This is a genomic window from Pseudomonas sp. 5P_5.1_Bac1, from assembly GCF_025466015.1.
Classification (GTDB): domain Bacteria; phylum Pseudomonadota; class Gammaproteobacteria; order Pseudomonadales; family Pseudomonadaceae; genus Aquipseudomonas.
Map to the genome: position 1 here is coordinate 132,651 of NZ_JANLNX010000037.1, position 22,852 is coordinate 155,502.

Genomic DNA, 22,852 nt, shown 5'->3' on the forward strand with positions numbered 1-22,852 from the left:
AGCAAAAAGCTTCATGCCTCCACGAACGGTGGGAGCGGATGAATCCGCTCCCACAGTACGAGGCGATCTGACGTCTTGTGCTTGCCAGCGATGAAGCCAGTAGCCCCCCTACAAATCCCGATCCAGCCCGAATTTCTTCTTCAACACCTTATCCAGCAACCGCGTCGGCAACCAACTCGCCAGCCACGGCAACGCCCGACTCCCATTCCCCAACCGCACCAGCGGCGGTGTCGGGTTTTGCTGCGCCGCCTTGAGCAATCCCTTGGCGAATTCCGTGGCCGGGGTCGGCTTGTCCTGCGAGGCCCGCGCCCGTGCCCGGATGCTTTCACGCATCGGCCACCACGCCGATTCCGGTTTCAGCAGTTGCTCGGCCTCATGCCCGGCGTTGCTGGCGAAGCTGGACTGAATCGCCCCCGGTTGCACTTCCATCACCCGGATGCCGAAGGGCGACAACTCAAGCCGCAGCGCATCGCTCAACGCATGCACCGCCGCCTTCGACGCGCAGTAAGCGCCAGCGAACGGCGTCACCAACACGCCGGACACGCTGCCGATATTCACCACCAGCCCGCGGTTGCGCCGCAACAAGCCGAACAGCGCACGGGTCACCCCGACCACGGCAAACACATTGGTCTCGAACTGCCGGCGCATCGCCTCGACGCCGCCGTCCAGCAGCGGGCCCATGGCGCCGTAGCCGGCGTTGTTGATCAGCACGTCGAGGCCGCCGTGGGCGTAGTCGATTTCCTCGCTCAGGCGTTGCAGCGCCTGTGGGTCGTTCACATCCAGTTGGCGGGCGCGAAAACCGGCAGACGCCAGCGCCGCGACATCCTCGGCCTTGCGCGCCGTGGCCCAGACCTCGTAGCCCGCCTGTTTGAACGTGTCGGCCAGGGCACGGCCGATACCACTGGAGCAACCGGTGATGAGAGCGATGGGCATGAGGCGGTCCTTCGGCGTGGGGAAGAAACGCCGATCATACGGGATGTGCCATCACGCCGGGATGACTGTGTCGGTCCGCGGTCAACGGCCAACGCAGTTCTTGAACAACACCCGCCAGCCACTCGCCTTTCGGGTGCTGACCGCCGTGGGCCGTGTGGGTGGTGGCACGGCTACCCGGTTATTTCGGCGCTGCACGAGAGGCTGCGCGGGGGGCAGGGCCGCCAGCACTCTACGCTGCTCAACCTCACTCGGACTGATGCCCTGGTCATGGGCCTCGAAGAGGAGGTTGATGCCGTGGGTATCGGCGTAGGTCTGCCGGACGCGCTCCCATAGCCCGGAGTCCTTCAGGTAGCCGATCACCTTTTCATGACCTCCCTTGAGTGTATTGACCAGATCGACGTACTCCTCGGGCGAAGCGACCGAAAGCCTGACCGCCGAATCGAAGTCACTGGATTGCTTGATGGGTTCGTAACGGACATTGCGCGCCCCTGGTGCCAGTTGGCCAAGCAGGGCCTCGACCGTGGCGGCGTTCGCCAGCGGTTTGTAATGGCCGGAGTGGTTGTCGAAGACGACGCCGCCATCGTTCCCGCTGCGGATTCGCCCGGCAAACAGCGGCAATCCCATCCCCGGCTGAATCCCCATGTGGCGCATGAAGGTGTTGACGAACAGGCGCGGGAGGTTATCCCGGTCGTGGAAGATCGCGATGGCGCTGCCTTCATCGCTCATCGACCAGTCCGGCGTGGCATTCATGGCCTGCATGCTCCGTGAATACACCGAGCGGGTGGTCTGGAAGGCCCTGCTGGCTGCGTCCCAGGCAGCTCTTCGAACCAGCCGCTGCCAATGTCGGCGCCTTCAAGGGCATCAGCAATCAGAATGTCCGCCGGAACCTTTTGCGTTCCCTGCTCATCCCGGTAGCCCAGCGGGTTGTTGCCGACCATCCGGTAGAGGTTGAGCCCGTCACCGTAGCCGGCAGGGTCGGGATTGATCCAGCGCATCAGCCACGGAGCGTAGTAACGCAGGCCGTAGTAGTAGAGCCCCGAAGCCTCACGTTCCTTGCCCGAATAACGGCGGCGCTTGTACCCGGCGTTGTCCGCCGTGCGCGCGGCCCAGCAAGCGGTGGCGCCAAACGGGTAATAGACCTCATGTGTGAGCAACGCGGCGGCTGCATCCAGTTCCAGGCAACTGGAGCCCAGGTGATCGCGCAACTGATAGCGGCACTGGTTGTTTTCGATACCGGGCGGCGGCGCCTTCGGCCAATGCAGGACGTGCACCCGGGCGCGTCCGGCCGTGCAAAGCACCACGCGCAGGACATCGTCGTCGCTGCCGTTGCGGTGCAGTTCCAGTCCCGGCAGATAACGCACCTCGGACCGCACGACACGGCTGCCGACCACCTGTTGTCGCACTTTGCGCAGGCGCCTGCCGCTGCCGTCCTGGATATAGCGTTCGTAGTCGCTCGCCGCGTCCTTGCGGCTGACGATGCTGAGCTGTTCGAGCTGGTTGCGCGGGTTCCACAGCAGTGTTTGCCCCGGCTGCAACTGGAGCAGGTTGCCGTTGGCATCGAATGCGCTATCGATAGAGATGGCGCCGGTGGGCGCCTCGGCCACGGCGCGATTGCTGTCGGTCGCGACGTTCAGGGTCTGGGTGAATTGCCGAGCGCCGAAATGCCGTAGCTCGGTCAGGTTGCCGGCTGCGTCGTAGCGGTAGGTCTGCCGGTAGTTGAGCAGGCGGGCGGGGTCGATGGGTGCGGGTTGCAGGTCCGGCAGATGCGGCCCGTGGTCGGCGTTGTCCTGCTCCCAGCCGCTGGCTTCGATCAGTTGATACAGGCTGTCGTAGCGATAGCGGTTGACCGGTTCGATACGCTGGTTACGAAAGTACCGGACCGGCAGGGCGCGGTCTTCGATGGCGACGAGATTGCCCACCGCGTCATGACTGTAATGCAGGTCCTGAAGTACCGGCCCCGAGGGCCTGCTGCTGCGCAGTGTGAGCAGCCTGCCGTTCGCCGGATCATGGCCGGCGCGGCTGACCACCCCATTGCCTGCCGTTTCGCAGGTGACCTGCCCGAGCGCGTTGTAGTCAATGGCGCTGATCAGTTGGCGGGTCTGTCCCGTCGCGGCATTGAACAGCGCGACCGCCTTTTGCAGCCCGGCGAGGTCGTGGGTGAACAGGTGGCGGTTGCCGACCGCGTCGCTGCATTGAATCGGCTGACCTACGGCATTGAACTGGCTGGCGGAGCTGAAACCCGTGTCCTCCAGCAACAGGTCGCGGGCAGTGACCTCCTCAGGCCAGTCCGGGTGATCGAGCGAAATCAGAAAGTGCCGACGCTGCAGGCTCACGCCGCCGCCAAGCGCGTAGCCGACAACGTGCTCACTGCCTGCGGGATCGTCATGCCGCAGCAGCCGGCCACACTGGTTGTGGCTAGCGAATGCCGGGTCTGCACCGGCGTAGTCGAAGCGCTCGACCACGGCGTCGGCACCCTGCGCAGATGCTTGGGCGACCTCGATGATGCGCAGCAGGCCATCGTGGACGAAGCGCGTCGAGGTTCCTCGGCCGTCCCATGTCCGCTGCGTGATGCCCGCGTCAGTGTGCAGTTGCAGCTTCCAGCCGGCGTCCACGCTGTCGCTTAGTAGCTGCTGGCCCGAGAGGCTGGACACACAGGTCAGGTTGACCTTGTCTGGCCCCAGGCGCGGATCGCCCGTGCGCCATGGGTGCCCGGCCGGGGTCCACGACTGATGGCTGATCCTCGCTTCGGCGGCGTTCTCGCTGTCGTCGCGGCAATACGCCACGGTGCGCACATTCAGGCCGCGGGGATCAATCACGGCCAGCGTCGGGGTATGGCGGTGCGGTGTGCGGGTAGGGAGCATGGACGGCAATTCCGGCGGGCTCAGTCGGTCAATAGAGTCTGTGCAGTTCCTTTTTGATTCTTTCGATGTTGTTGGTGCTGATGGTTTGTGGTTTGCCGCTGCTCGGCAGCAGCACCTGGGAGAGCAGGGGATTGATCTGCCAGTCCATGATGATTCGCGCCAGTTTCTGTTTTCGATCGGAGGGTTCACGGTGGTCGACGGTGAAATCGTAGAAGACGAACTGCGGCATGGACTGCGCCAGTGCCTGGATTCTGGGTTGCAGGTTGACGTAGGGCGGGCAACTGGATGAGCCGATCAGGATGATTCCCGGTCGGTCACGTTCGTCGGACTCCAGGATCCCGGCGAGTGATTCTGTTCCGTTCAGGTGACAGATGCTCATGGGCAGCCTCCTGCGGGGGCTGGCTTATGAAGGCTTCATTTAACGCGCTGATGGCATTTTGCGGTACTGGCAAAAATGCTAGTTGGCGAAGGTTCCCTGCAGGCGTTCGGCGCGGAATTCCAGGGTTTGCGGGCGATAGCCCGGACGCAGCGGCGGCAGGGGCAGGCAGTCGCTCCAGTTGGCGCCGGCCTGGAGTTCGCCGGGGCCGCGGTAGCGGGGCGCGGCGTAGGTATTTTCGGCGAGGTTGACGCTGTCACCCGGCGCATAGGCGGCGACCCGCCAGTGCAGTTCCACCAGTGGCACGTCGTTGCCGTTGTTCATCTGCACCCGCAGCGGGCGTCCGGCGGGGCACTCTTGTGGCGCGTAGTCCAGGCGCAGTTCCAGCCGTGCCAGTTGGCGTGCTTCGCGGTTGTCCAGCCAGACCACCCAGGCGCCAACCATGACCAGCCCGAGCAGCGCCGCCAGCGAGACCGGCAGCGCCTTGGCCGGGTAGCGCAGCAGCAGGACCAGCCAGGTGAGGATGAGCAGGATGCCGATGATCATGACGAGTACCGAGACGGAGGGGTTCCTTGATCCTAGCGGCAAGGTGGGCGGGCTGTCATGTTTGTCAGGAGGCCTGACCCGCCGCGCCGCGGGTTAGCAGACCGAGCCACGAGAAACCCCGGCAGGACCGTTTGAACTGTAGGAGCGAGCTTGCTCGCGAAGGGCGCAACGCAATGAAACCGTGCCCCGAAGGGCACGGCCCGGCACCTCTTTACTGCGCGATCGTCTTGATCGACACCCCGCGCTCGATCGGCGTCGAGCGGCCGTAGATGTCTTCGAAGCGCTCGATATCGTCTTCGCCCAGGTAACTGCCGGACTGCACTTCGATGATTTCCAGCGGGATCTTGCCGGGGTTGCGCAGGCGGTGGATGGAGGCGATCGGGATGTAGGTGGACTGGTTTTCGGTGAGCAGGAACACGTTTTCGTCACAGGTCACTTCGGCGGTGCCGGTGACCACGATCCAGTGTTCGGCGCGGTGGTGGTGCATCTGCAGTGACAGGCTGGCGCCCGGCTTGACGGTGATGTGCTTGACCTGGAAGCGCCCGCCCATGTCCACCGAGTCATACGAGCCCCACGGTCGGTAGACCTCGCAGTGGGTCTGGGTCTCGCTGCGGCCCTGGGCGTCGAGGGTGTTGACCATTTGCTTGACGCCTTGAACCTTGTCCTTGTGGGCGATCATCATGGCGTCCTTGGTTTCGACGACGACGATGTTTTCCAGGCCGATCACCGACACCAGTTTGCCGTTGCCGTGGATCATGCAGTTGTGGCTGTCCTGCACCACTACGTCGCCCTTGGTGACGTTGCCGTTGTCGTCCTTCGGGTGCACGTCCCACAACGATGACCAGCAGCCGACATCGCTCCAGCCCGCGGACAGCGGCACGACGCAGGCGCGCTGGGTTTTTTCCATCACCGCGTAGTCGATGGAGTTGTCCGGGCAGCAGGCGAAGGTGGCTTCGTCGATGCTCAGGCTGTCGCCGTCTTCCTGGCTGCGTTCGAGGGTCAGCAGGCAGGTGTCGTAGATGTCCGGGTCGTGCTTTTTCAGCTCTTCGAGGAAGCGGCTGGCGCGGAACAGGAACATGCCGCTGTTCCAGAAATAGCCGCCGGCCTGGACGAATTCGCGGGCGCGTTTTTCATCGGGTTTTTCCACGAACTGCGCGACCCGGCTGACACCTTCAGGTAGCAGCGCGTCCTGGCTGGAACGGATGTAGCCGTAACCGGTTTCCGGTTTGGTCGCGGGGATGCCGAACAGCACCATCTCGCCGCGCTCGGCAGCCACGGTGGCCAGGGCGAGGGCGCGTTGCAGGGCTTTCTGGTCGTCGATCACGTGGTCGGCGGGCAGCACCAGCATCAACTCGTCGCGGCCTTCATTGATCAGCTTCATCGCGCTGAGCGCCACCGCCGGCGCGGTGTTGCGGCCGAAGGGTTCCATGAGGATGGCCTGGGTCTCCAGGCTCAGGCTGCTCAGTTGCTCGTTGACGATGAAACGGTGGTCTTTGTTGCAGACCACGATGGGCGTGTCCATGCCGTCGAACACCAGCCGCGACAGGGTCTGCTGGAACAGCGTGTGTTCGCCGGTGAGGGCCAGGAACTGCTTGGGAAATTGTTTGCGCGACAGCGGCCACAGGCGCGAACCGTTACCACCGGACAGGATGACTGGAATCATGGTTGTTCTCCGAATCGTTCAATAAAGGGCAGTGGAATTAACGGGTCGAGACCGGGCGCTTGACCCAGACCGGGGACAGTTCGTTGCCGGAACCGGTGACGTAGAGCACGGCGGCTTCGCCGCGCTCCAGGGCGACCGGTTTGACGTCGCTGACTTTTTTGTCGCCTTCGTACAGCGCCAGGCTGACCTTGACCGGGTTGATCTCGCGTTCGCCGCGGCTGCTGGCGGCCACCGGCTTGACCACTTCGGTCTTGCCGTCGGCGGTTTTCAGGGTCAGGGCCTGGTCACTCAGGTTCTGCACCCGCACCAGGGACTTCTGCTTGTTGCGGAACGGCGGTTCTTCCACCAGTTGCGGCTTGCCGTTGGCGTGGTTGACCAGGGTGTAGTAGTGGTCGGCGGCCAGTTTCACCGGCAGGTTGGCGCTGCCGATTTTTGCGCTGTAGTCGCCTTGCGGCATGAAGCTGAAGTCGCTGCTGGCCAGCGCCCCGACCTGGTTGATCGGGGTGTTGCCGACGCTGGCGGCGACCGGCTGGCTGGAGGCGTTGTACAGGCGCACGAAGGTCGAGCCTTTCGGTGCGCTCGGGCCGTAGAGCGCGGCGTCACCACCGGCCCAGGCTTGCAGCGAGGCGAGGGTGAGGCCGGCAGCGAGGGCGCAGGCTTTGGCGATACGGTGCTTGGAAGTGTGCAAGGTCATGTGCGTTTCCTCTTCAGTGTTCCGTCCGATGGGACGACAGGGCCAGCTCTTGATGGGTATTACGGGTTTTTTTCAGTTGCGCGATCCAGTGCGGATCGAAGCCGCTGAGATCGTTCTTGATTGGCAGATAACGCTCGGGAAATTCCCAGACCACGACTTGTGGCGGGCTGTTTTTGAATTCATCGCTTTGCAGGTACTTGAGCATCGGCAGGACCGGGCCATGGCCGTCCTCGGCGTAGTTGGCGACATCGCTGCGCAGCGCTTGCTGCAAGGCGCCGAGGAAGTTCCAGTTGGGGTTGGCGCTGTAGCTGGTGCCGACCAGCGCTACCGGGATCTGCTTGTCGGCGAACAGCGCGTCGTCGCCGCCGCCTTCTTCGGTGGCGCGGGTGCTGCGTTTCTGCAGTTGGTCCGGCTTGGGCAGGAGGTTGCTGAACAGCGGGTCCAGCGGCAGGAAGTTGGTCAGGTCGCCTTTGTAAGGCGTCTGTTGCTGGTGCTCGGTGACGAAGGTCTGTGGCTCGCCGTTGAGCAGGGTCTGCCTGGCCACGGCCTCGGCCAGTTGCCGGGCGGCGACTTCCGCGCCCATCGGCGTCCAGTGGCTGTCGGTGCGCAGGAACACCTGGCCGCGGGCCTTGGCCGCTTGCAGCGGGCCGAACAGGTCGGGGGCGAAGATGTTGGCCTGGCGGGCCTGGGCGTGGAAGGCGTTGTAGAGGTCCGCGTGAAGGCTGGCCGGGGCCTGCTCGCCGATGTACTCGGGATAGACCCGCGCCTTGGCCGGGACGATCGCCAGTACCAGTTCCACACCGTGCTCGCGCAGGGTGTCGCGCACGCCGCGCAGCAGGGCGAGGTTCTCGGCCTGGGTCTGTTCGGCGTTAACCGCCGGCTTGAATTCCTCGTCGCTGAACAGCCACTGGTCGCGACCCAGGACCACGCCGGGACGGCCTTCGTTGAACAGCTTGAAGTCCAGCGCCGCCCACAGGTTGGTGCCAATGCGCTTGAGCGGGAACTGCTCGTCGTAGTGGGTCTCGGCGGCCTTGGCCAGCTTGCCGTCGAGCAGGCTCATCTGCGCCGTGCGCTGGAACCCGCCGAGCCCGCCGAGGGACCACAGGCCCAGCGCCGTCAACAGGGCGAGGAACAGCAGGGAGTAGAGGATGCGTAATGATCGGGTCATGGTCGGCTCGCTCAGAACTGGAAGTAGAGGAAGGGCGAGTAGCTCTGCGCCGAGAGCTTGAGGATCGAGGCGACGAACAGCAGCAGCACCAGCACGCGGGTGGCGTAGAGGCTCCAGTCGAGGCCGACGCTGCCGTCGTGGTGCACCACCACCGGGCTGGCCTTGGCGGTCGGCTTGGCATTGCGGTAGAAATCGCGCAGGCCGAACCAGGCCAGGGTGATGTAGGCCAGGATCAGGGTCGCGACTTGCAGGCCGGTGAGGCTGGCGCGGTTGAGTTCCGAGAGGTTCCAGTCGCCGAGGCTGAACATGGCGGCGTACATGCGTCCGGCGACATGCAGGTTTTCAGCGCGGAAGATCACCCAGCCGATCACTACCAGCAGGAAGGTGAAGGCCCATTTGACCGGGTTGAAACGCTGCGGGTTGGTGTCGAGGCCCAGCGCCCGCTCGATCGCCAGCCACATGCCGTGCCAGGCGCCCCAGAGGATGTAGGTGAAGTTGGCGCCGTGCCACAGGCCGCCGAGCAGCATGGTCAGGAACAGGTTGCGGTAGGTGGCGAACGTGCCGCCGCGGTTGCCGCCGAGGGTGATGTACAGGTAGTCGCGCAGCCAGGTCGACAGGCTGATGTGCCAGCGCCGCCAGAACTCGGTGATCGACTGGCTGATGTACGGCTGCTTGAAGTTTTCCATGAAGCGGAAGCCCATCACCAGGCCGAGGCCGATGGCCATGTCGCTGTAGCCGGAGAAGTCGAAGTACAACTGCGCGGTGTAGGCCAGCGCGCCGAGCCAGGCATCGCCGGTGGTGGGGTTTTCCAGGGCGAAGCAATGGTCGGCGACCACCGCCAGGGTGTCGGCGATGAACACTTTCTTGATGAAACCCTGCATGAAGCGGGTGCAGCCTTCGGCGAACTTGTCGACGGTGTGGGTGCGGTGGTTGAACTGGTCGGCGAGGTCCTTGAAGCGCAGCACGGGGCCGGCGATCAGGTGCGGGAAGATCGCGACGAACGCGGCGAAGTCGATCAGGTTGCGCGTGGCCGGGGTGTCGCCACGGTAGACGTCGATGATGTAGCTGATGGACTCGAAGATGTAGAACGAGATCCCGATCGGCAGCAGCACATGGGTCAGGATGAACGGCTCCAGGCCGAACGACGTCATGATCGCGTTGATGCTGTCGACGCCGAAGTTGGCGTACTTGAAATAGCCGAGGATGCACAGGTCCACCGCCACGCCGAGCAGCAGCCAGCGCTGGGCGGGTTTGGTGCGCACCCCGGCGGCGCCGACTTTCAGGCCGATCCAGTAGTTCCACAGGGTGACCCCGGCGAACAGCGCGAGGAAATCCACCCGCCACCAGGCGTAGAACAGGTAGCTGGCCAGCAGCAACAGCAGGTTGCGGTAGCGTTGCCCGCTCAGGTAGTACAGGCCGAGAAAGGTCGGCAAAAACAGGAACAGGAACACGTTGGACGAGAAGACCATCCCGGTTCTCCTTGTTGTTCAAGCATCCGGGGCAACAGCGCCCCCCAAACCCCCCGCTGTTTGGCGGGGGAAACCAGTGTTTCAAGATCCTTGTAGGAGCGAGCTTGCTCGCGATCGCGTCAGCAGGTCCGGCGCCGGTGTCCGGGCGGGCCTCATCGCGAGCAAGCTCGCTCCTACCGGGCTCCGGGGTCGTAGACCCGCGTCACGTCTCCGCCGAGGCGGAAGCTGTTGAACGGCTGCAGATCGTGTCGGCGCTGTTGGACGTCGGCGCCGCAGGCGTAGACGCTGCACCACGGTTCCAGCCAGGCGTATTTGCTGCCGACCTTGAGGTCTTTCATGTCCTGGTCTTCGCCGTTCTTGCGGGCGAACGCCGACGGGTCTTTCGATCCGCTCAGCACTCGATCCCCCAAGCGTTTCAACGCCTGGTTGTTTTCATCCCGCAGGTCCACGCCGTTGACCTGGGCGAAGCTGGCGATCATCGCCAGCGGCGGCAGGGCGTAGTTGTGGTAGGCGAGGGCGCGCTGTTTGCGCTTGAGTTCGTTGGGCAAGAAGCCCTGGTCGTCGATCTGGTTGGCGGCGACGCGGTATTCCTTCACCGACCAGTCGAACAGGTCGCGACGGTCGGTGGCGACGGCGGTGGCCATCACCGACCAGGCGGCCCAGTAGCTGTGGTTGTTGATCTTGGCCAGCGGCAGGTTGCTCCAGTCGCTGACCACTTGGTCGGCCAGGCGGCCGAACCATTTTTCGATTTCCTCGGCCTGGGCCTGGTGCGCCGCCAGCGGCCGCGCATTGGAGAATTTCAGGCGTAGCCAGGCGCTGCTCATGCTGCCCAGCGCCCATTTGCGCATGGACTTGCCGGTGTGGTTGAAGTCCTTCGACAGCAGCGCATCGGCCCGCGCCCAGGTGCCCAGCCACGTGAGGGTGCAGTCCAGTTGTTGCGGACGGCCATCGCGCAGGTAGCGGTTGACCTGCTGGGCGACGCCGCGCTCCAGGGTGGTGATGCTGGCGGTGGAGTCGCGGAAGGCCTGTTCGGCGTCTTCGTTGAGGGTCGAACGGGCGCCGTCCGAGCCCTCGTATTTGCTGCGAAATTGCAGCTTGCCGGTGTAGGGCGTCGGCACGGCGTCGCAGGTGAAATCGCCTTTGCCGGTTTTCTGTTTTTCGATGCCGGCGTAGTAGCCGGGCGGCGGCACCAGCCCGGCGGCCATGACCTGGCCGCCGAGGCTGAGCAGTACCGCGCTGGCGAGCATGCTGAGTCTGTTCATGGTGTCCTCACAATCCGGCCTGGGCGTTGCGCGAAGCATCGCCTGAACCGCGTTTGCACAAGGTGGCCTGCACCTTCTGGCTGCCGTTTTCCGGACCCTGGAGTTCCACGGCCAGCAGGGTTTGCCCGGCCCAGTCCTCGTCCTCGCGCAACTGGAAGGTGAAGCGGCCATCGGTGTCGGAGGTGGTCGGCTTGTCGATCTTCAGGTCTTCGTGGCGGCCGTTGAGGTACCAGAGGGTGGCCTGCAGGGTCTTCACCGAGGTGTCTTCGAAACGGATGTCGAGCTGGTGATTGCGGTTGGTCAGGTCCTTGATCACGCCATTGCGACCGTTGACCAGCAGCTCGTTGGTGCCCGGCTTGAGCGCGGTGCTGGCGCTCATCTGCGCCGGCTTGCCTTCGCAGCCGTTGTCGAGCAGGGCGAGCATCTGCCGCCAGATGGTTTCCTGGTTCAGCGGGTACAGCGGCGAGAATTCCCAGACCAGGATCTTCGGCGGGTTCTTCTTGAATTCCTCGCTGCCCAGGTACTGGATCATCGAGCCTTCCAGGCCGCCGCCGGGGAAGGCGACGTTGAGCACGTCAGCGCCGATGTACTGTTCCAGGAAGCCGGAGAAGTTGTAGTTCTTGCCGCTGTGGCTGGTGCCGACCAGGGTGATCTGCGCGTTGCCGGAATCGCCGAACAGGTCGTCGCCGCCGCTTTCGCCCTTCGGCTCGGTGGCGAACTGGTCCATGTACTGCACCGCGTAGCTGGTGCCGCAGAGCTGGCCGGCGACGTTGTGCAGGGTGCCGGTCTTGCCCATGCGCCCGGATTTCTTCGTCTCGAATTCCTTGCGCGCGATGCCTTCGAAGGCCGGCATCCGGTGCACCGTCTCGGCGACGATTTTCGCCGCGCGCTCGGCGCCGTAGGGCGTCCAGTGCTGGTCACCGCGGAAGTAGAAATCCTTGCCCTGGTCGGCGGCGGCCAGTTGCTCGTTGGTCAGCGGCGACAGGTCCGGCACGTTGTAGCCCATGCCGCCGAAGCGCTTGAGCATCGCCTTGTAGTTGCCGAGGGCCTTCTGGTAATCGAACGCGGCCTTGTCGGCGGGGTTGAGCATGTTGCGGTTTACCAGGCCGCGGGTCGGCTGATAGACCACCACCAGTTCGATGCCGCGCGCCTTGAAGGCGTCGTGGATCTGCTGCAGGCGTTTGTAGCCGGCGGGGGTGGTGGTGAATTCGGTGCGCAGGTCTTCCTTGGTGCGGAACAGCCAGTCGCCCTGGGCCTGCACCAGCGTGGTGAAGTTCTGTTGGTAACGGGTGGTGTAGCGGCTGGCGTCGTGGGCTTCGGGGCACAGTTGGCAGCACGGCTCGGCGCTGAAGGTCGGCGCCTTGACCTCGTCGGCGCGCACGCCGTTGCTGATCGCCAGCAGGGCGGCGCTGAGGCCGAGGAGTTTCATCAGGTGTGGGGTCATGTCGGGCTTCCTCAATCCAGCATTTCGGTCTGGCGTTCGACCGGGTCGATCAGTACGGCCTTCTGCTGGCGCACCATCAGGTCGAGAATCTCGTCCTGACGCTCGCCGAGCACGCCGGAGAAACTGATGCCGCTGGCCTTGCTCGGGGCCAGCATCGACACCCGGTACAGCTCGACGCTCAGCGGCGAGTCGATGGACAGCGGACCGCTGCCGTTGGCCGCCAGCTCGCCGCCGACGAGGATCAGCGAGACCTTGGTGTCGAACGGGTCGAGGGCGATGTCGCGGTCGGTGTCGGACAGGTCCTTGATGTGCCCGTAGACGCCCACCAGGCCGTTGGCCATGGCGAGGTTTTCGTACAGGCGGATGTTTACGCTGTTGCGCACGCGGATGCCGTGGCGGCGGTTGCTGATCAGCTTGTTGCCCCAGATCAGGTTGTCGCCGCTCTCGTACAGGGTGATGCCGTCGGTGTGGTTGCGGTAAATCTCGTTGTAGGCGATCAGGTTGTTGACGCTGTTACGGTCGATCACCACGCCGGAGAGTTTGTTGTCGAAGCTCTTGTTGTTGATGATCCAGCTGTCGTTGACCTCGCGGGAAATGATGATCCCGTGCTTCTTCTTCGTGCCGTGCACGGTGTTGCCGGCGATGATCAGCCGGTGCGAACGGTCGTGGGGGTCGATGCCGTAGACGATGTTGTCGCGGTAGGTGCTGTCCTTGACCACGAAGTCGCTGGTCTCGTAGCAGTAGAAGCCGTACCACATGTCGCTGAAGGTCGAACCGATGATCCAGCCGGTGGGTTCGGCGCGGCCCATCTGCTTGGCCATGTTCGGCGTGTACTGCGAAATGCTCACGCCGTAGGACTTGCTCTTGGCGTAGCCGAAGCTGGCCATGGTGGTGTTGACGATGTAGGTCTCGGTGCCGCCCCACGACAGCAGGAACGGGCGGAATTCATCCGGCTTGCGGAAGGTCGCCGGGCCGTTGTCCGCCTCGCGCCAGCCGATCACCCGGCTGTCGCTGACGAACAGCTTGCCGTCGTTGACCAGGAACGCGCCGCCTTCCTGGGACAGCCGCAGCTCCTTGACCTTGCGGTTGATTTCCAGGGTCGCGCCGTGGCCGACCACGATCGGCAGGCGGGCCAGGTACACGCCCGGCGAGACTTCACGGACATAGCGCTCGGGCACTTTTTTCGCCAGTTCGGCGAAGTCCACATGGCCGCCCTCGATGAAGATCGCCTGGGGAATGCCGCGCTGGCGGGCGACCCATTCGGCGCCCTTGTTGTCGCCGCCGATGAACTCCTTGAGGGTGGTTTCCTGGAGCATGCGGCGGACCGAAACCGTGCCTTTGTGACGGCGGTCGATTTTCTTCTGCACCGCCTCGGCGGTGTAGCCGCTGAGGTCCGGCAGAGTCGGCGGGTCCATCTGCAAAGGCTCCACCGGCGCGCTGCTGACGGTGTAGGTCTTGGCATGTTGCAGCCCTTTGGCGGTCGGCGCCGCCTGGCCGTTGGCCTGGGCGATGCCGCTGGCCAGCAGCAGGGCGCCGGCCAGCAGGGCGTGGAGCCTGTTCGGGTGAAGGTTCATGTCAGTGCTCTCCGTGCATCAGAAGCGCCAGACCACGTCAACGAAGGCGCGATGCATGTAGGAGTCGGCCTCTTTGCCGTAGGCGTCGCCCGGCTTGAACACGCCGCCGCGAAAGCGCACCAGCGCCGAGGGTTCGTCGATCGACTTGCTCAGTGAGGCAGGCAGCAGGCCCTGTTTGAAGTACTTGGTGACCACCAGGTCCATCTCCTGCCCGACATCCTTCTCGCCCTGGATCAGCGGACGGTTGATGCCGCCGTCGTCGACCACTGCGTTGATGCCGCTGCCGCCGAGGTTCTGGTCGCCATCGACGCGCCAGAACTTGTGGTAGATCAGGCTGGCGTCGTAGTCGTCGCGCAGTTGCCAGGAGGTGAACAAGGTCGCCGCCTGCAGGTTGCCCAGTTCGCCGCGGAAGGCTTCGCCGAAGCGGTGCACGCGGGAGCGGGTGCCGGTGAAGTTGGAGCGGTTGCTCTCGAGGCCGGTCTGCTCGTAGTTGTTCGAACCGTCGCTGCCACCACCACCGCTGCCGCGGGCGTAGGCGGCGCCGACCTGCCAGTTGGGATCGAGGCGCAGGCGGATGCCGAGGTCGGTGGCCCAGGCGTTGACGTCGCCGCTCTGCTTGCCGGTGGCGACCTGTTCGCCGTTTACCGTGGTGCTGCTCAGGGTGTCGCGGTCGCCGGTCAGCCAGGTGAGGCTGCCCCAATAGTTGACGGTGTTTTGATTGCGCCAGTTGTAGGCGTCGCTGTTGGCTTCCACGCCGAGCCAGGTGAGGTCGCCGTTGCGGGTTTTGTCGAGGGCGTCGAGGGTTTCGCCGGGGTTCTTCAGCTTACCGTCGTCGCGGGTGTGGTGGGCGCGCAGGCCGACCCAGTGGCCGGGCGTCCATTGCGCCGCGACATCGCCGTAGACATGCAGGCGGTCCTTGTCTTCGGCGGCCAGCTCGGTGAGGTCGGTGCGGTATTCGCTGAAGCGTTCGGCGACGCCGAGGTTGGCCCGCAGCAGGGTGGTGTCGAAGGTCCAGTTCAGCGCTTCGATATTGGTGTCGCGCCACATGCCGTCGTCGTTGCGCAGGCGCTGGCGACCGAAGCGCAGTTGCTCCCCGGGGTAGGCGGTGAAGCCGCTGTAGCCGACCCAGAACTCGCGCATCGCCAGGTAGTTTTTCTTGGCTTCGCGGTCGTCGTTGCTGCTGTTGGCGTTGTCGATTTCGCTGCCGTCGGCGGACTGGCGGCTGGTGTCGGTTTCGATGATGTCGGTGGCCGCGACCGCCTGGCCCATGGCGTAGGCGCTCCAGTCGCCGCGCTCGAAGAACACCCACGGGCGCAGGTCGAGGCCGAGGCCGTTGACGTCGCCGCCGGCGCGGGTGCCGAGGTCGCGGTCGTCTTCCGACTGGCCGGTGATTTTCACTTCCAGGCCGAAGTTCTTTTCAGCGGTTTCGGCGGCCAGGGTCGGGCAGGCCCAGAACAGCGCGAAGCTCAGGCCGAGGCCGGCTTTCATCCACGGATTGAGCGTCATAGGGAATCCTCACCTTGTTCTTCGTCGGGCGCTTGTACGGCTTGCAGGGCCAGGGCATTCGGGCCCGGGCCTATGGCGCCACGGGCGGCGCGTTCCTGTTCCAGCAGGCGCTGGGCGGCGGCTTTTTGTTCGGGGCTGAGTTGGGCGTCGAGTTCGCCGGCCAGCGTGGTCGATTGTTCGCTGGCGTTGGCCTGCGCCAGCTGGGCGAAGACCCAGGCGTTGACCGGGTCCTGGCGAATGCCGTGGCCTTCGCTGAACAACTGGGCCAGGGCGTAGTCGGCGCTGAGTTGGCCGCCGCGGGCGGCCTGGAGCAGATGATCGACGGCTTTCTGTGGTTCGACATCGCCCAGGTAGCCGCGGCGATAAAGTTGGCCGAGGTAGTAATGGGCGCTGATCTCGCCGGCGCTGGCGGCGGCGAGCAGATGGGATTCGGCTTTCTTGGCGTCGGCTGGAAGGGTCTTGCCTTCGTAGTAGAGGCGACCCAGCAGCAGTTCGGCACGCGGCTGCTCGGCGGCGCGGCCCTTGTCGATGTAGCCCATCAACTGGTCGCTGTCGCCCAGTTCGGGGAAGTCGTAGAGCAGTTGCGCCAGGCTGACCCAGGACGCCGGGTTCTGCGGCGCGATGTCTTCGAGCAGGGCCTGGGCGGTTTTTTCGTCGGTCTGGCCGAGGCTGCGGTCGGCCAGCACGCGGGCCACGCTGTCGACCCGGCTGGCCGGGACCGCGCCGCGCTGGTGCGCGCTCTTGAGCTGCTCCAGCAGCGCCGCCTGTTGTTCCGGCTGGGCGCGTTTCTGGTAGACGGTGGCGAGTTCGACGTAGCAGATGTCGGTGCTGGTCAGCGCCGCCTTGCAGATGCGCTCGACGTCATCGAGGTGCTGGTCGTAGGTGTTCTGGGTGCGGTACAGCAGGACCTGGGCCAGGCCCGCCTCCGGGTAGCCGGCGGCGCGCCACTGGTCGATCTGCTGCTGCGCGTTGATCCGCGGGAAGCTCTGCGGGTATTGCAGGTAGAGCATCGCCAGCGGGATCAGGGTGTTGCCCTCGCCGTTGGCGAAGGCTTTCTTCAGCAGGGACTCGGCTTCCTGGCGCTCGGCTTCGCTGGCGTCGGGTTTCGCCGCCAGCAGGCGGCCGAGGCGCGACTGGGCGCGGGGCGAGATTTCGGCGGCGGCGCGGTAGGTGGCTTCGGCTTCCTTCAGCTTGGCCGGGTCGCGGGTTTCCACCTGGATATCGGCGAGCCCGACCTGGGCTTCGCTGTAGCCGAGGTCGGCCAGTTGCCGGTAGTTGCGCTCGGCGGTGGCGGTGTCACCGTTTTTCAGGGCCTCGTTGGCCAGGCGCTGGTCAGGCAGGCCGGCGCAGCCGGTGAGGCTGATGGCCAGGGCCAGGGCGCACAGCAGGGGTGAGGCTGGGGGCCTCATCGCGAGCAAGCTCGCTCCTACGGGGGATGGCTGCGCGTCCGTTGTAGGAGAGAGCCGGGCGGCGTTCCGCTCGTTCGCGATGGACGCAATGTGATTATTCATCGGAGAACCCTCTTCAGAGCCCATGCGCTACAGCGCTATCGATCAACCAGTCCAGCGACGGACCCCGCTTGGCGTTGACGCTGGCAGGCAAGCCGATCAGGTTCGCGGGCATCGGTGCATCCGGTTTGATCTGCACGCGGATGTCCGAAGACAGGTCGTCCTGGCTCAGGTTGCTGCTGCTGACGATCTGCCCGGTACGGGTCTGGTCTTCGCCGGCGACCTGGAAGTTGACCCGGGTGCCCGGCTTCACATCGTCGAACTGGCGATAGCTGAAGCGCGCCTCGACGGTCGGGTTGGTGGTACGCGGGATCAACTGGAAGATCACCGTGCCCTTGGCGGCGTACTGGCCGTCGTCCACCAGTTGCCGCGCCACGGTGCAATCACACGGGCTGGTGAGGGTGCCGCTCATTTGCTTGCCGAACAGTTCCTCGACCTTGGCCGGCTCCAGTTGCTGGTCGTCCAGATGCCCTTTGAGCAGGTCGAGCATGCTGGTGCTGAAGGACGCCAGCGGCGCGCCCTTGACCACCTCGCCACCGTTGTCCACCAGCGCCTGCACGGTGCCGTCGCGGGGCATGGTGACCTGGGTGGTCGGCACGCTGACCACGCCGGCCTCGGCATGGCTGACGAAGTACAGGCCGTAGATCGACTTGGCGACGAAGCCGAACGCGGCGACTCCGACCACGAACACGCCGAGGCTGAAGGTCACCGCCCGCAGCCGGCCCAGCGGGCTCAGGCCGCCGTGGGTGTCTTTCTGCTTGCGCGCCTTGGTGAAGTTGTCGCGCTGCAGGGTGCTGAGCACGTCGCCGATGCTGATCAACTCGCCGGACAGGTGCGAGGTGATGAGGTGGCGCAGGGTGGCGATGTCGCGCTGTTCGAGGTTCTGGAACTGCACCCCGGTGCGGCCGCTGGACGGGTCGAAGGAGCGCACCTGGAATTCCACGTCCATCGACAGGCCGAGGTTGTCCACCGTGAATTGCAGGCGGCCACGCAGCACGTCGCCGACTGTCAGTGGCTGTTTGGCGTGGAAGCTCAGGCCCCCGGCGGAGAGGTCGTCGACTTTCATCTCCAGGGTTTCGCGGTTGCCGCCCAGGTAGCGCAGCTTGGCGGGAATGCGCACCCGGGCGTGTTGGCGCTGGGTTTCGGACTCATGCACGACATTGACGTTCACGGCGGTATTCATGGCGATGTTTTCCTATTGGATCCGTTGGGTTGCCGCGGCTCACACGACCACGAACAGCACAGCAACGAAGATGCTGGCCGCCGAGAAGGTCATGGTCCGGGAAGACCAGGTGTTGAACCATTGTTGAAAGCTGGCGAGGTCGCGTTTGAGCGCGGTGGGCTGGCGGGTCCAGGACTGCCGGTCGAGGCGGAAGAACACGTAGATCTTCATCAGCGCGCCGACGATCTGGTTGTAGTAAAGGATCAGCGGATAAGCCGGGCCGATCTTGTGCCCCGAGCACAGCAGCATGAGGGTCAGGATCAGGCGGGTGAGGCCGATCCACAGCAGGTAGGCGAGGAGGAATTTGCCGCCGAACTTGAGGCTGGCGATCACCGCGACGGTCAGCCCGAGCAGGCTGGTCCACATCGACACGCGCTGGTCGAACAGCACCACGCTGGTGAACAGGCCGAGACGACGCATGCCGAGGCCGAGGGCGCGGGAGTTCTGCCGCAGGTTGTTGCCGTACCAGCGGTACATCAGCTTGCGGCTGGCCTTGATGAAGCTCTTTTCCGGCGGGTGCTCGACGGTGTTGATCGCCGCGTCAGGCACGTAGAAGGTGTCGTAGCCCAGGCGCATCAGGCTGAACCAGCTCGACTTGTCGTCGCCGGTGAGGAATTTGAAGCGGCCCAGGCGCCAGTGCATCAGCGAGTCGCTTTCGACGTCGGCGATGAACTCGGGGTTGGTCACTACGCTTGCGCGGAACACCGACATGCGCCCGGTCATGGTCAGCACGCGCTTGGACAGGGCCATCGAGCACATGTTGATGTGGCGTTGGGCGAAGCGCAGCTTGTGCCACTCGCTCATGATGTAGCCGCCGCGCACTTCGCAGAATTCGTTGGTGGTCAGGCCGCCGACATTGCCGAACAGCTTGAACCAGGGGACGGTCTTGCGCACCACGCCTTCACCGAGCACGGTGTCGCCGTCGATCACCGCGACCACCGCGTTGTCGTCCGGCAGGTGACGGGAGATGGCGCGGAAGCCGAAGGCCAGGCCATCGCGCTTGCCGGTGCCGGCGATGCGCACGAAGTCCAGGCTGACCCGATCCGGCGGGTTGTATTTGGCCCACAGGCTTTTCACCAGCAACTCATCGGACATTTCCACCAGCGAGCAGACCACGGTGGTGGGGTAGCCGCAGTCGATCGCTTCGCGGATCACCGAGCTGTAAACCTGCGCGGTGGTCAGGGCGTCGATGCGAAAGCTGGTGACCATCAGGTACACGTGCGACGGGTCGGCGGCGGCGCCGAGCTTGCGCACCTTGCGCCGCAGCCGTGGGTAGACCACGTAGAGAAACAGCATGCCGCGGACGAAATGGGTGGCGCCCATGGAATAGCGCCAGATGCCGACGGCGCCGATCAGGAAGAGGAAGTCCTTCGAGTCGGGGTCGAACAGGGTGTTGGGCAAGGCCAGGGCGATCAACATGAGCAAAGTCACGTAGAACAGCCAACCGGCAGCCTGTAGCAGGCCGTGCTTGAGGCTTTGCATGTTCTGCATCCGTATCGGTGACGTCAGGTTGGAAAAAGCGCGCGGGGCCGGACGGCCCCGCGCGGCCTGCTTACCAGCAGATGCCTTCGGTACGGTTGGTCGGGGAGGTGGCCTGGCTCATGAAGCCCACCAGGTCGATCACCTGCTTGCCGGCCGGTGCTTGTTGGGCGAGGGCGCGGAACTGCTCGTCGCGGTTGCCCAGGACGATGATCTCGGCGTCGTCGATGACCTGTTGCAGGTCAGCGTTGAGCAGCGAGGAGACGTGGGGGATCTTCGATTCGATGTAGTCCTTGTTGGCGCCGTGGACACGGGCGTACTGGACGTTCTGGTCGTAGATGTTCAGTTGGTAGCCCTTGCCGATCAGGCGCTCGGCCAGTTCCACCAGCGGGCTTTCGCGCAGGTCGTCGGTGCCGGCCTTGAAGCTCAGGCCGAGCAGGGCGACCTTGCGCTTGTCGTGGCTTTCGATGATGTCGAAGGCGTTCTGCACCTGGGACTCGTTGCTGCGCATCAGCGAGTCGAGCAGTGGCGCTTTCACGTCCAGGCTGCCGGCGCGGTAGGTGAGGGCGCGGACGTCCTTGGGCAGGCACGAGCCGCCGAAGGCGAAGCCGGGGCGCATGTAGTACTGCGACAGGTTCAGGGCCTTGTCCTGGCAGACCACCTCCATTACTTCGCGGCCATCGACACCCACCGCCTTGGCGATGTTGCCGATCTCGTTGGCGAAGGTGACCTTGGTCGCGTGCCAGACGTTGCAGGTGTACTTGATCATCTCGGCAACTTCGATGTCCTTGCGGATGATCGGCGCGTCGAGTTCTTCGTAGAGGGCCTGGAGCACGTCGCCGCTGGCGCGGTCCAGTTCACCGATGACGGTCATGGGTGGCTTGTCGTAGTCGGCGATCGCGGTACTTTCGCGCAGGAACTCAGGGTTTACCGCGACACCGAAATCGACGCCGGCTTTCTTGCCCGAGCAGTCTTCAAGGATCGGGATCACCACGTTCTTCACGGTGCCCGGCAGCACGGTGCTGCGCACCACGATGGTGTGGCGGCTGGCTTTGTCGCGCAGGACGAAACCGATTTCACGGCAGACCGACTCGATGTATTCCAGGCCGAGGTCGCCGTTTTTCTTGCTGGGGGTACCGACGCAGATCATCGACAGGTCGCTGTCGCGGATGGCCTGGGAAAAGTCGGTGGTGCCGCGCAGGCGGCCGGTGCTGATGCCCTGTTGCAACAGGCCTTCGAGGCCGGGTTCGACAATCGGGGATTTGCCCTGGTTGATCAGGTCGATCTTGGTTGCGGAAACGTCCACGCCAATCACGTCATGGCCTCGTGCGGACAGACAACCGGCACAGACTGCACCCACATAACCCAAACCAAAGATGCTGATACGCATCGCATTCACCTCATGTAGTAAGCAATGCCGATTCCATTCAAAGAACCGGACCGGGTTGATTTACCAGCCGTTTTTCGGGCGCACGGAACCGCGGCGTTAAATACGCAGTACCGCGTGCAGGCATAAGTAATTTGTGAGCGCGCACTCTCACGTGCTCAAAGTAGGCAGCCAATGGCCATTAATCGGGACGTGCCCAAAACGCTAGCCGTCTTTATTGCAGTACTGCACTTTCAATACTGCAGTGCTTGTTTTTTCAAGTGGATTAAATCCTTTGAAATCAACCACTAGGACGAATTATGAGTGCGTATTCTCCTGGGCGTGAGCCGCGCGCCGAACGGATTTCGGGCGGATGCTCAACTGACTCTGTATAACTTCCTGACTTCAGTTTTGTTATGTAAGTCTTTTCTCACACAGGGTTCGAAAATCGTTACGGGTGGTATGAGCGAGCGGCGAGGGGATAAGTTCCTGAGGGTGCAGAGTGTCGGTGAAAGATTTTTTAATATTTTTCTACTTGCCGATACTTTCACTTTGATAGCACGCGGGAGTCTCGTCCCTATATATAAAGGGCGAACTTGAGGTGGGATGGTTTTGTGCCAGTACGGAAAATTTTTTCAGGATTTTTCGTCAAAAAACTACGAACGGTCTTATGGCGTTTTGCGATAAGGATGGAAGGTTGGTTTTTTGGCGCCTGAATAATGGCGGTTTTGGGTGGGGAATGGAGTTTGCTGTTGGTGGTTTTATCGCTGCATGGGTATCTACACATCTTTCGGTCATGTGGTGGTTGGAGGGCGCTTGTCAAAAGACCGAGTAATGGTCACCAGGTGCATGTCGGCAGTTTTACAGTGTTCTTGAGATCGAGCGCCGCCCGCGCGGCGCTCGGTCTTCCAGCCACCACATGACCGAAAGATGTGTAGATACCCATGCAGCGATAGGGCCATGAGCCACACCACAGATCAGTGGTCGGGATGATCCCGCAAGAACACCAGATTATCCGGCTTCGACTGCTCGGCACTGTAGTAGTAGCCCTGCGCATCGAACTGCTTGAGCTGCTGCGGATCGTTGATGCGCTCCTGGATCACGAAGCGGCTCATCAGGCCGCGCGCCTTCTTGGCGTAGAAGCTGATGATCTTGTACTGGCCATTTTTTTGGTCGCGGAACTCGGTGTTGATGATCCGCGCCTTGAGGGCGCTGCGTTTCACGGCGCTGAAGTATTCGTTGCTGGCCAGGTTCAACAGCAGGTCGTCGCCTTGCTCGGCGAGCGCCTGGTTCAGCCATTCGCTGATCCGCGTGCCCCAGAAGGCATACAAGTCCTTGCCGCGGGCGTTGGCGAGTTTGGTGCCCATTTCCAGGCGGTACGGCTGCATCAGGTCCAGCGGGCGCAGCAGGCCATACAGGCCGGACAGCATGCGCAGGTGATCCTGGGCGTAGCTGAAATCATCTTCGCTGAGGCTTTCGGCATTGAGCCCGGTGTACACGTCACCCTTGAATGCCAGCAGCGCCTGCTTGGCGTTGGCCGGGGTGAAATCCGGGGTCCAGCTACCGAAACGCGCGGCGTTGAGGCCGGCGAGCTTGTCGGACAGGTGCATCAGTTCGCTGATCTGCGCCGGCGACAGGTCGCGCAGTTGCACGATCAGTTCCTGGGAGTCGTCCAGGTACTGCGGCAGGGTGTGCCGCGAGGTGACGGGCGGGGTGTCGTAATCGAGGGTCTTGGCGGGGGAAATCACCGTCAGCATGAGGTCGGCTCCTTGAATCGTGGC

Annotated in this window: 18 protein-coding genes; all 18 read right to left on the reverse strand. The window is 63.8% G+C overall.

Going from position 1 to position 22,852, the window contains the following annotated elements; translation table 11 throughout:
* Nucleotides 1-108 precede the first annotated feature (108 nt).
* The 18 genes from NTD82_RS06785 to yaaA all read right to left on the reverse strand — a co-directional run bounded on the left by NTD82_RS06785 (nucleotide 109) and on the right by yaaA (nucleotide 22,828).
* A complete protein-coding gene (locus NTD82_RS06785) occupies nucleotides 109-933 on the reverse strand; it encodes an SDR family oxidoreductase (RefSeq protein ID WP_262128163.1) in 825 nt (274 codons plus the stop codon).
* Nucleotides 934-1,014: 81 nt separating this feature from the next.
* On the reverse strand, nucleotides 1,015-1,683 hold the full coding sequence (locus NTD82_RS06790) for a hypothetical protein (RefSeq protein ID WP_262128164.1): 669 nt from the start codon (nucleotides 1,681-1,683) through the stop codon (nucleotides 1,015-1,017).
* Nucleotides 1,680-3,794 (reverse strand): RHS repeat-associated core domain-containing protein, encoded by a 2,115-nt coding sequence (locus tag NTD82_RS06795; RefSeq protein WP_262128166.1) that lies wholly within the window; start codon nucleotides 3,792-3,794, stop codon nucleotides 1,680-1,682. Before NTD82_RS06795 ends, NTD82_RS06790 begins: the two co-directional genes overlap by 4 nt.
* Nucleotides 3,795-3,822: 28 nt before the next feature.
* Nucleotides 3,823-4,173: a hypothetical protein gene (locus NTD82_RS06800; protein ID WP_095154550.1), complete on the reverse strand. Its 351-nt coding sequence runs from the start codon at nucleotides 4,171-4,173 to the stop codon at nucleotides 3,823-3,825.
* Nucleotides 4,174-4,251: 78 nt separating this feature from the next.
* A complete protein-coding gene (locus NTD82_RS06805; protein WP_095154552.1) occupies nucleotides 4,252-4,716 on the reverse strand; it encodes a multidrug transporter in 465 nt (154 codons plus the stop codon).
* A gap of 211 nt (nucleotides 4,717-4,927) precedes the next feature.
* The gene (locus NTD82_RS06810) at nucleotides 4,928-6,379 is read right to left on the reverse strand and encodes a mannose-1-phosphate guanylyltransferase/mannose-6-phosphate isomerase (protein WP_095154554.1); all 1,452 of its coding nucleotides are present in this window, start codon (nucleotides 6,377-6,379) and stop codon (nucleotides 4,928-4,930) included.
* A 37-nt stretch (nucleotides 6,380-6,416) separates the two neighbouring features.
* A complete protein-coding gene (locus NTD82_RS06815; RefSeq protein WP_095154556.1) occupies nucleotides 6,417-7,073 on the reverse strand; it encodes an alginate O-acetyltransferase AlgF in 657 nt (218 codons plus the stop codon).
* A gap of 13 nt (nucleotides 7,074-7,086) precedes the next feature.
* The gene (locus NTD82_RS06820; protein WP_262128167.1) at nucleotides 7,087-8,241 is read right to left on the reverse strand and encodes an alginate O-acetyltransferase; all 1,155 of its coding nucleotides are present in this window, start codon (nucleotides 8,239-8,241) and stop codon (nucleotides 7,087-7,089) included.
* Between the two features lie 11 nt (nucleotides 8,242-8,252).
* Nucleotides 8,253-9,710, reverse strand: a complete 1,458-nt coding sequence (locus tag NTD82_RS06825; RefSeq protein ID WP_262128168.1) for an MBOAT family O-acyltransferase — start codon at nucleotides 9,708-9,710, stop codon at nucleotides 8,253-8,255.
* 173 nt (nucleotides 9,711-9,883) lie between these two features.
* Nucleotides 9,884-10,957, reverse strand: a complete 1,074-nt coding sequence (locus NTD82_RS06830) for a mannuronate-specific alginate lyase (protein WP_262128297.1) — start codon at nucleotides 10,955-10,957, stop codon at nucleotides 9,884-9,886.
* Nucleotides 10,958-10,979: 22 nt separating this feature from the next.
* Nucleotides 10,980-12,416 (reverse strand): alginate O-acetyltransferase, encoded by a 1,437-nt coding sequence (locus NTD82_RS06835; protein ID WP_262128169.1) that lies wholly within the window; start codon nucleotides 12,414-12,416, stop codon nucleotides 10,980-10,982.
* A gap of 11 nt (nucleotides 12,417-12,427) precedes the next feature.
* On the reverse strand, nucleotides 12,428-13,990 hold the full coding sequence (algG, locus tag NTD82_RS06840) for a mannuronan 5-epimerase AlgG (RefSeq protein WP_262128170.1): 1,563 nt from the start codon (nucleotides 13,988-13,990) through the stop codon (nucleotides 12,428-12,430).
* Nucleotides 13,991-14,008: 18 nt separating this feature from the next.
* Nucleotides 14,009-15,496, reverse strand: coding sequence for an alginate export family protein (locus tag NTD82_RS06845; protein ID WP_262128171.1), 1,488 nt, complete (start codon nucleotides 15,494-15,496; stop codon nucleotides 14,009-14,011).
* The gene (gene algK, locus NTD82_RS06850) at nucleotides 15,493-16,905 is read right to left on the reverse strand and encodes an alginate biosynthesis TPR repeat lipoprotein AlgK (RefSeq protein WP_262128172.1); all 1,413 of its coding nucleotides are present in this window, start codon (nucleotides 16,903-16,905) and stop codon (nucleotides 15,493-15,495) included. The genes NTD82_RS06845 and algK overlap by 4 nt, the downstream gene beginning before the upstream one ends.
* A gap of 115 nt (nucleotides 16,906-17,020) precedes the next feature.
* A complete protein-coding gene (locus NTD82_RS06855) occupies nucleotides 17,021-18,187 on the reverse strand; it encodes an alginate biosynthesis protein Alg44 (RefSeq protein WP_262128173.1) in 1,167 nt (388 codons plus the stop codon).
* Nucleotides 18,188-18,226: 39 nt separating this feature from the next.
* Nucleotides 18,227-19,717: a mannuronan synthase gene (gene alg8 / locus NTD82_RS06860; RefSeq protein WP_095154574.1), complete on the reverse strand. Its 1,491-nt coding sequence runs from the start codon at nucleotides 19,715-19,717 to the stop codon at nucleotides 18,227-18,229.
* A 61-nt stretch (nucleotides 19,718-19,778) separates the two neighbouring features.
* On the reverse strand, nucleotides 19,779-21,095 hold the full coding sequence (locus NTD82_RS06865) for a nucleotide sugar dehydrogenase (RefSeq protein ID WP_262128175.1): 1,317 nt from the start codon (nucleotides 21,093-21,095) through the stop codon (nucleotides 19,779-19,781).
* 953 nt (nucleotides 21,096-22,048) lie between these two features.
* Entirely contained in the window at nucleotides 22,049-22,828 is a 780-nt protein-coding gene (gene yaaA / locus NTD82_RS06870) for a peroxide stress protein YaaA (RefSeq protein WP_262128176.1), read from the reverse strand.
* Between the last annotated feature and the right edge of the window lie 24 nt (nucleotides 22,829-22,852).

Excerpts from the sequence above, each read along its gene's own strand:
- alg8 (WP_095154574.1), bottom strand. The coding sequence starts at position 19,717 with ATGCAGAACATGCAAAGCCTCAAGCACGGCCTGCTACAGGCTGCCGGT.
- NTD82_RS06820 (WP_262128167.1), bottom strand. The coding sequence starts at position 8,241 with ATGACCCGATCATTACGCATCCTCTACTCCCTGCTGTTCCTCGCCCTG.
- NTD82_RS06815 (WP_095154556.1), bottom strand. The coding sequence starts at position 7,073 with ATGACCTTGCACACTTCCAAGCACCGTATCGCCAAAGCCTGCGCCCTC.
- NTD82_RS06795 (WP_262128166.1), bottom strand. The coding sequence starts at position 3,794 with ATGCTCCCTACCCGCACACCGCACCGCCATACCCCGACGCTGGCCGTG.
- NTD82_RS06835 (WP_262128169.1), bottom strand. The coding sequence starts at position 12,416 with ATGACCCCACACCTGATGAAACTCCTCGGCCTCAGCGCCGCCCTGCTG.
- algK (WP_262128172.1), bottom strand. The coding sequence starts at position 16,905 with ATGAGGCCCCCAGCCTCACCCCTGCTGTGCGCCCTGGCCCTGGCCATC.
- NTD82_RS06790 (WP_262128164.1), bottom strand. The coding sequence starts at position 1,683 with ATGAATGCCACGCCGGACTGGTCGATGAGCGATGAAGGCAGCGCCATC.
- NTD82_RS06800 (WP_095154550.1), bottom strand. The coding sequence starts at position 4,173 with ATGAGCATCTGTCACCTGAACGGAACAGAATCACTCGCCGGGATCCTG.
- NTD82_RS06845 (WP_262128171.1), bottom strand. The coding sequence starts at position 15,496 with ATGACGCTCAATCCGTGGATGAAAGCCGGCCTCGGCCTGAGCTTCGCG.
- NTD82_RS06805 (WP_095154552.1), bottom strand. The coding sequence starts at position 4,716 with ATGATCATCGGCATCCTGCTCATCCTCACCTGGCTGGTCCTGCTGCTG.
- NTD82_RS06830 (WP_262128297.1), bottom strand. The coding sequence starts at position 10,957 with ATGCTCGCCAGCGCGGTACTGCTCAGCCTCGGCGGCCAGGTCATGGCC.
- NTD82_RS06865 (WP_262128175.1), bottom strand. The coding sequence starts at position 21,095 with ATGCGTATCAGCATCTTTGGTTTGGGTTATGTGGGTGCAGTCTGTGCC.
- NTD82_RS06810 (WP_095154554.1), bottom strand. The coding sequence starts at position 6,379 with ATGATTCCAGTCATCCTGTCCGGTGGTAACGGTTCGCGCCTGTGGCCG.
- NTD82_RS06825 (WP_262128168.1), bottom strand. The coding sequence starts at position 9,710 with ATGGTCTTCTCGTCCAACGTGTTCCTGTTCCTGTTTTTGCCGACCTTT.
- yaaA (WP_262128176.1), bottom strand. The coding sequence starts at position 22,828 with ATGCTGACGGTGATTTCCCCCGCCAAGACCCTCGATTACGACACCCCG.
- algG (WP_262128170.1), bottom strand. The coding sequence starts at position 13,990 with ATGAACCTTCACCCGAACAGGCTCCACGCCCTGCTGGCCGGCGCCCTG.
- NTD82_RS06855 (WP_262128173.1), bottom strand. The coding sequence starts at position 18,187 with ATGAATACCGCCGTGAACGTCAATGTCGTGCATGAGTCCGAAACCCAG.
- NTD82_RS06785 (WP_262128163.1), bottom strand. The coding sequence starts at position 933 with ATGCCCATCGCTCTCATCACCGGTTGCTCCAGTGGTATCGGCCGTGCC.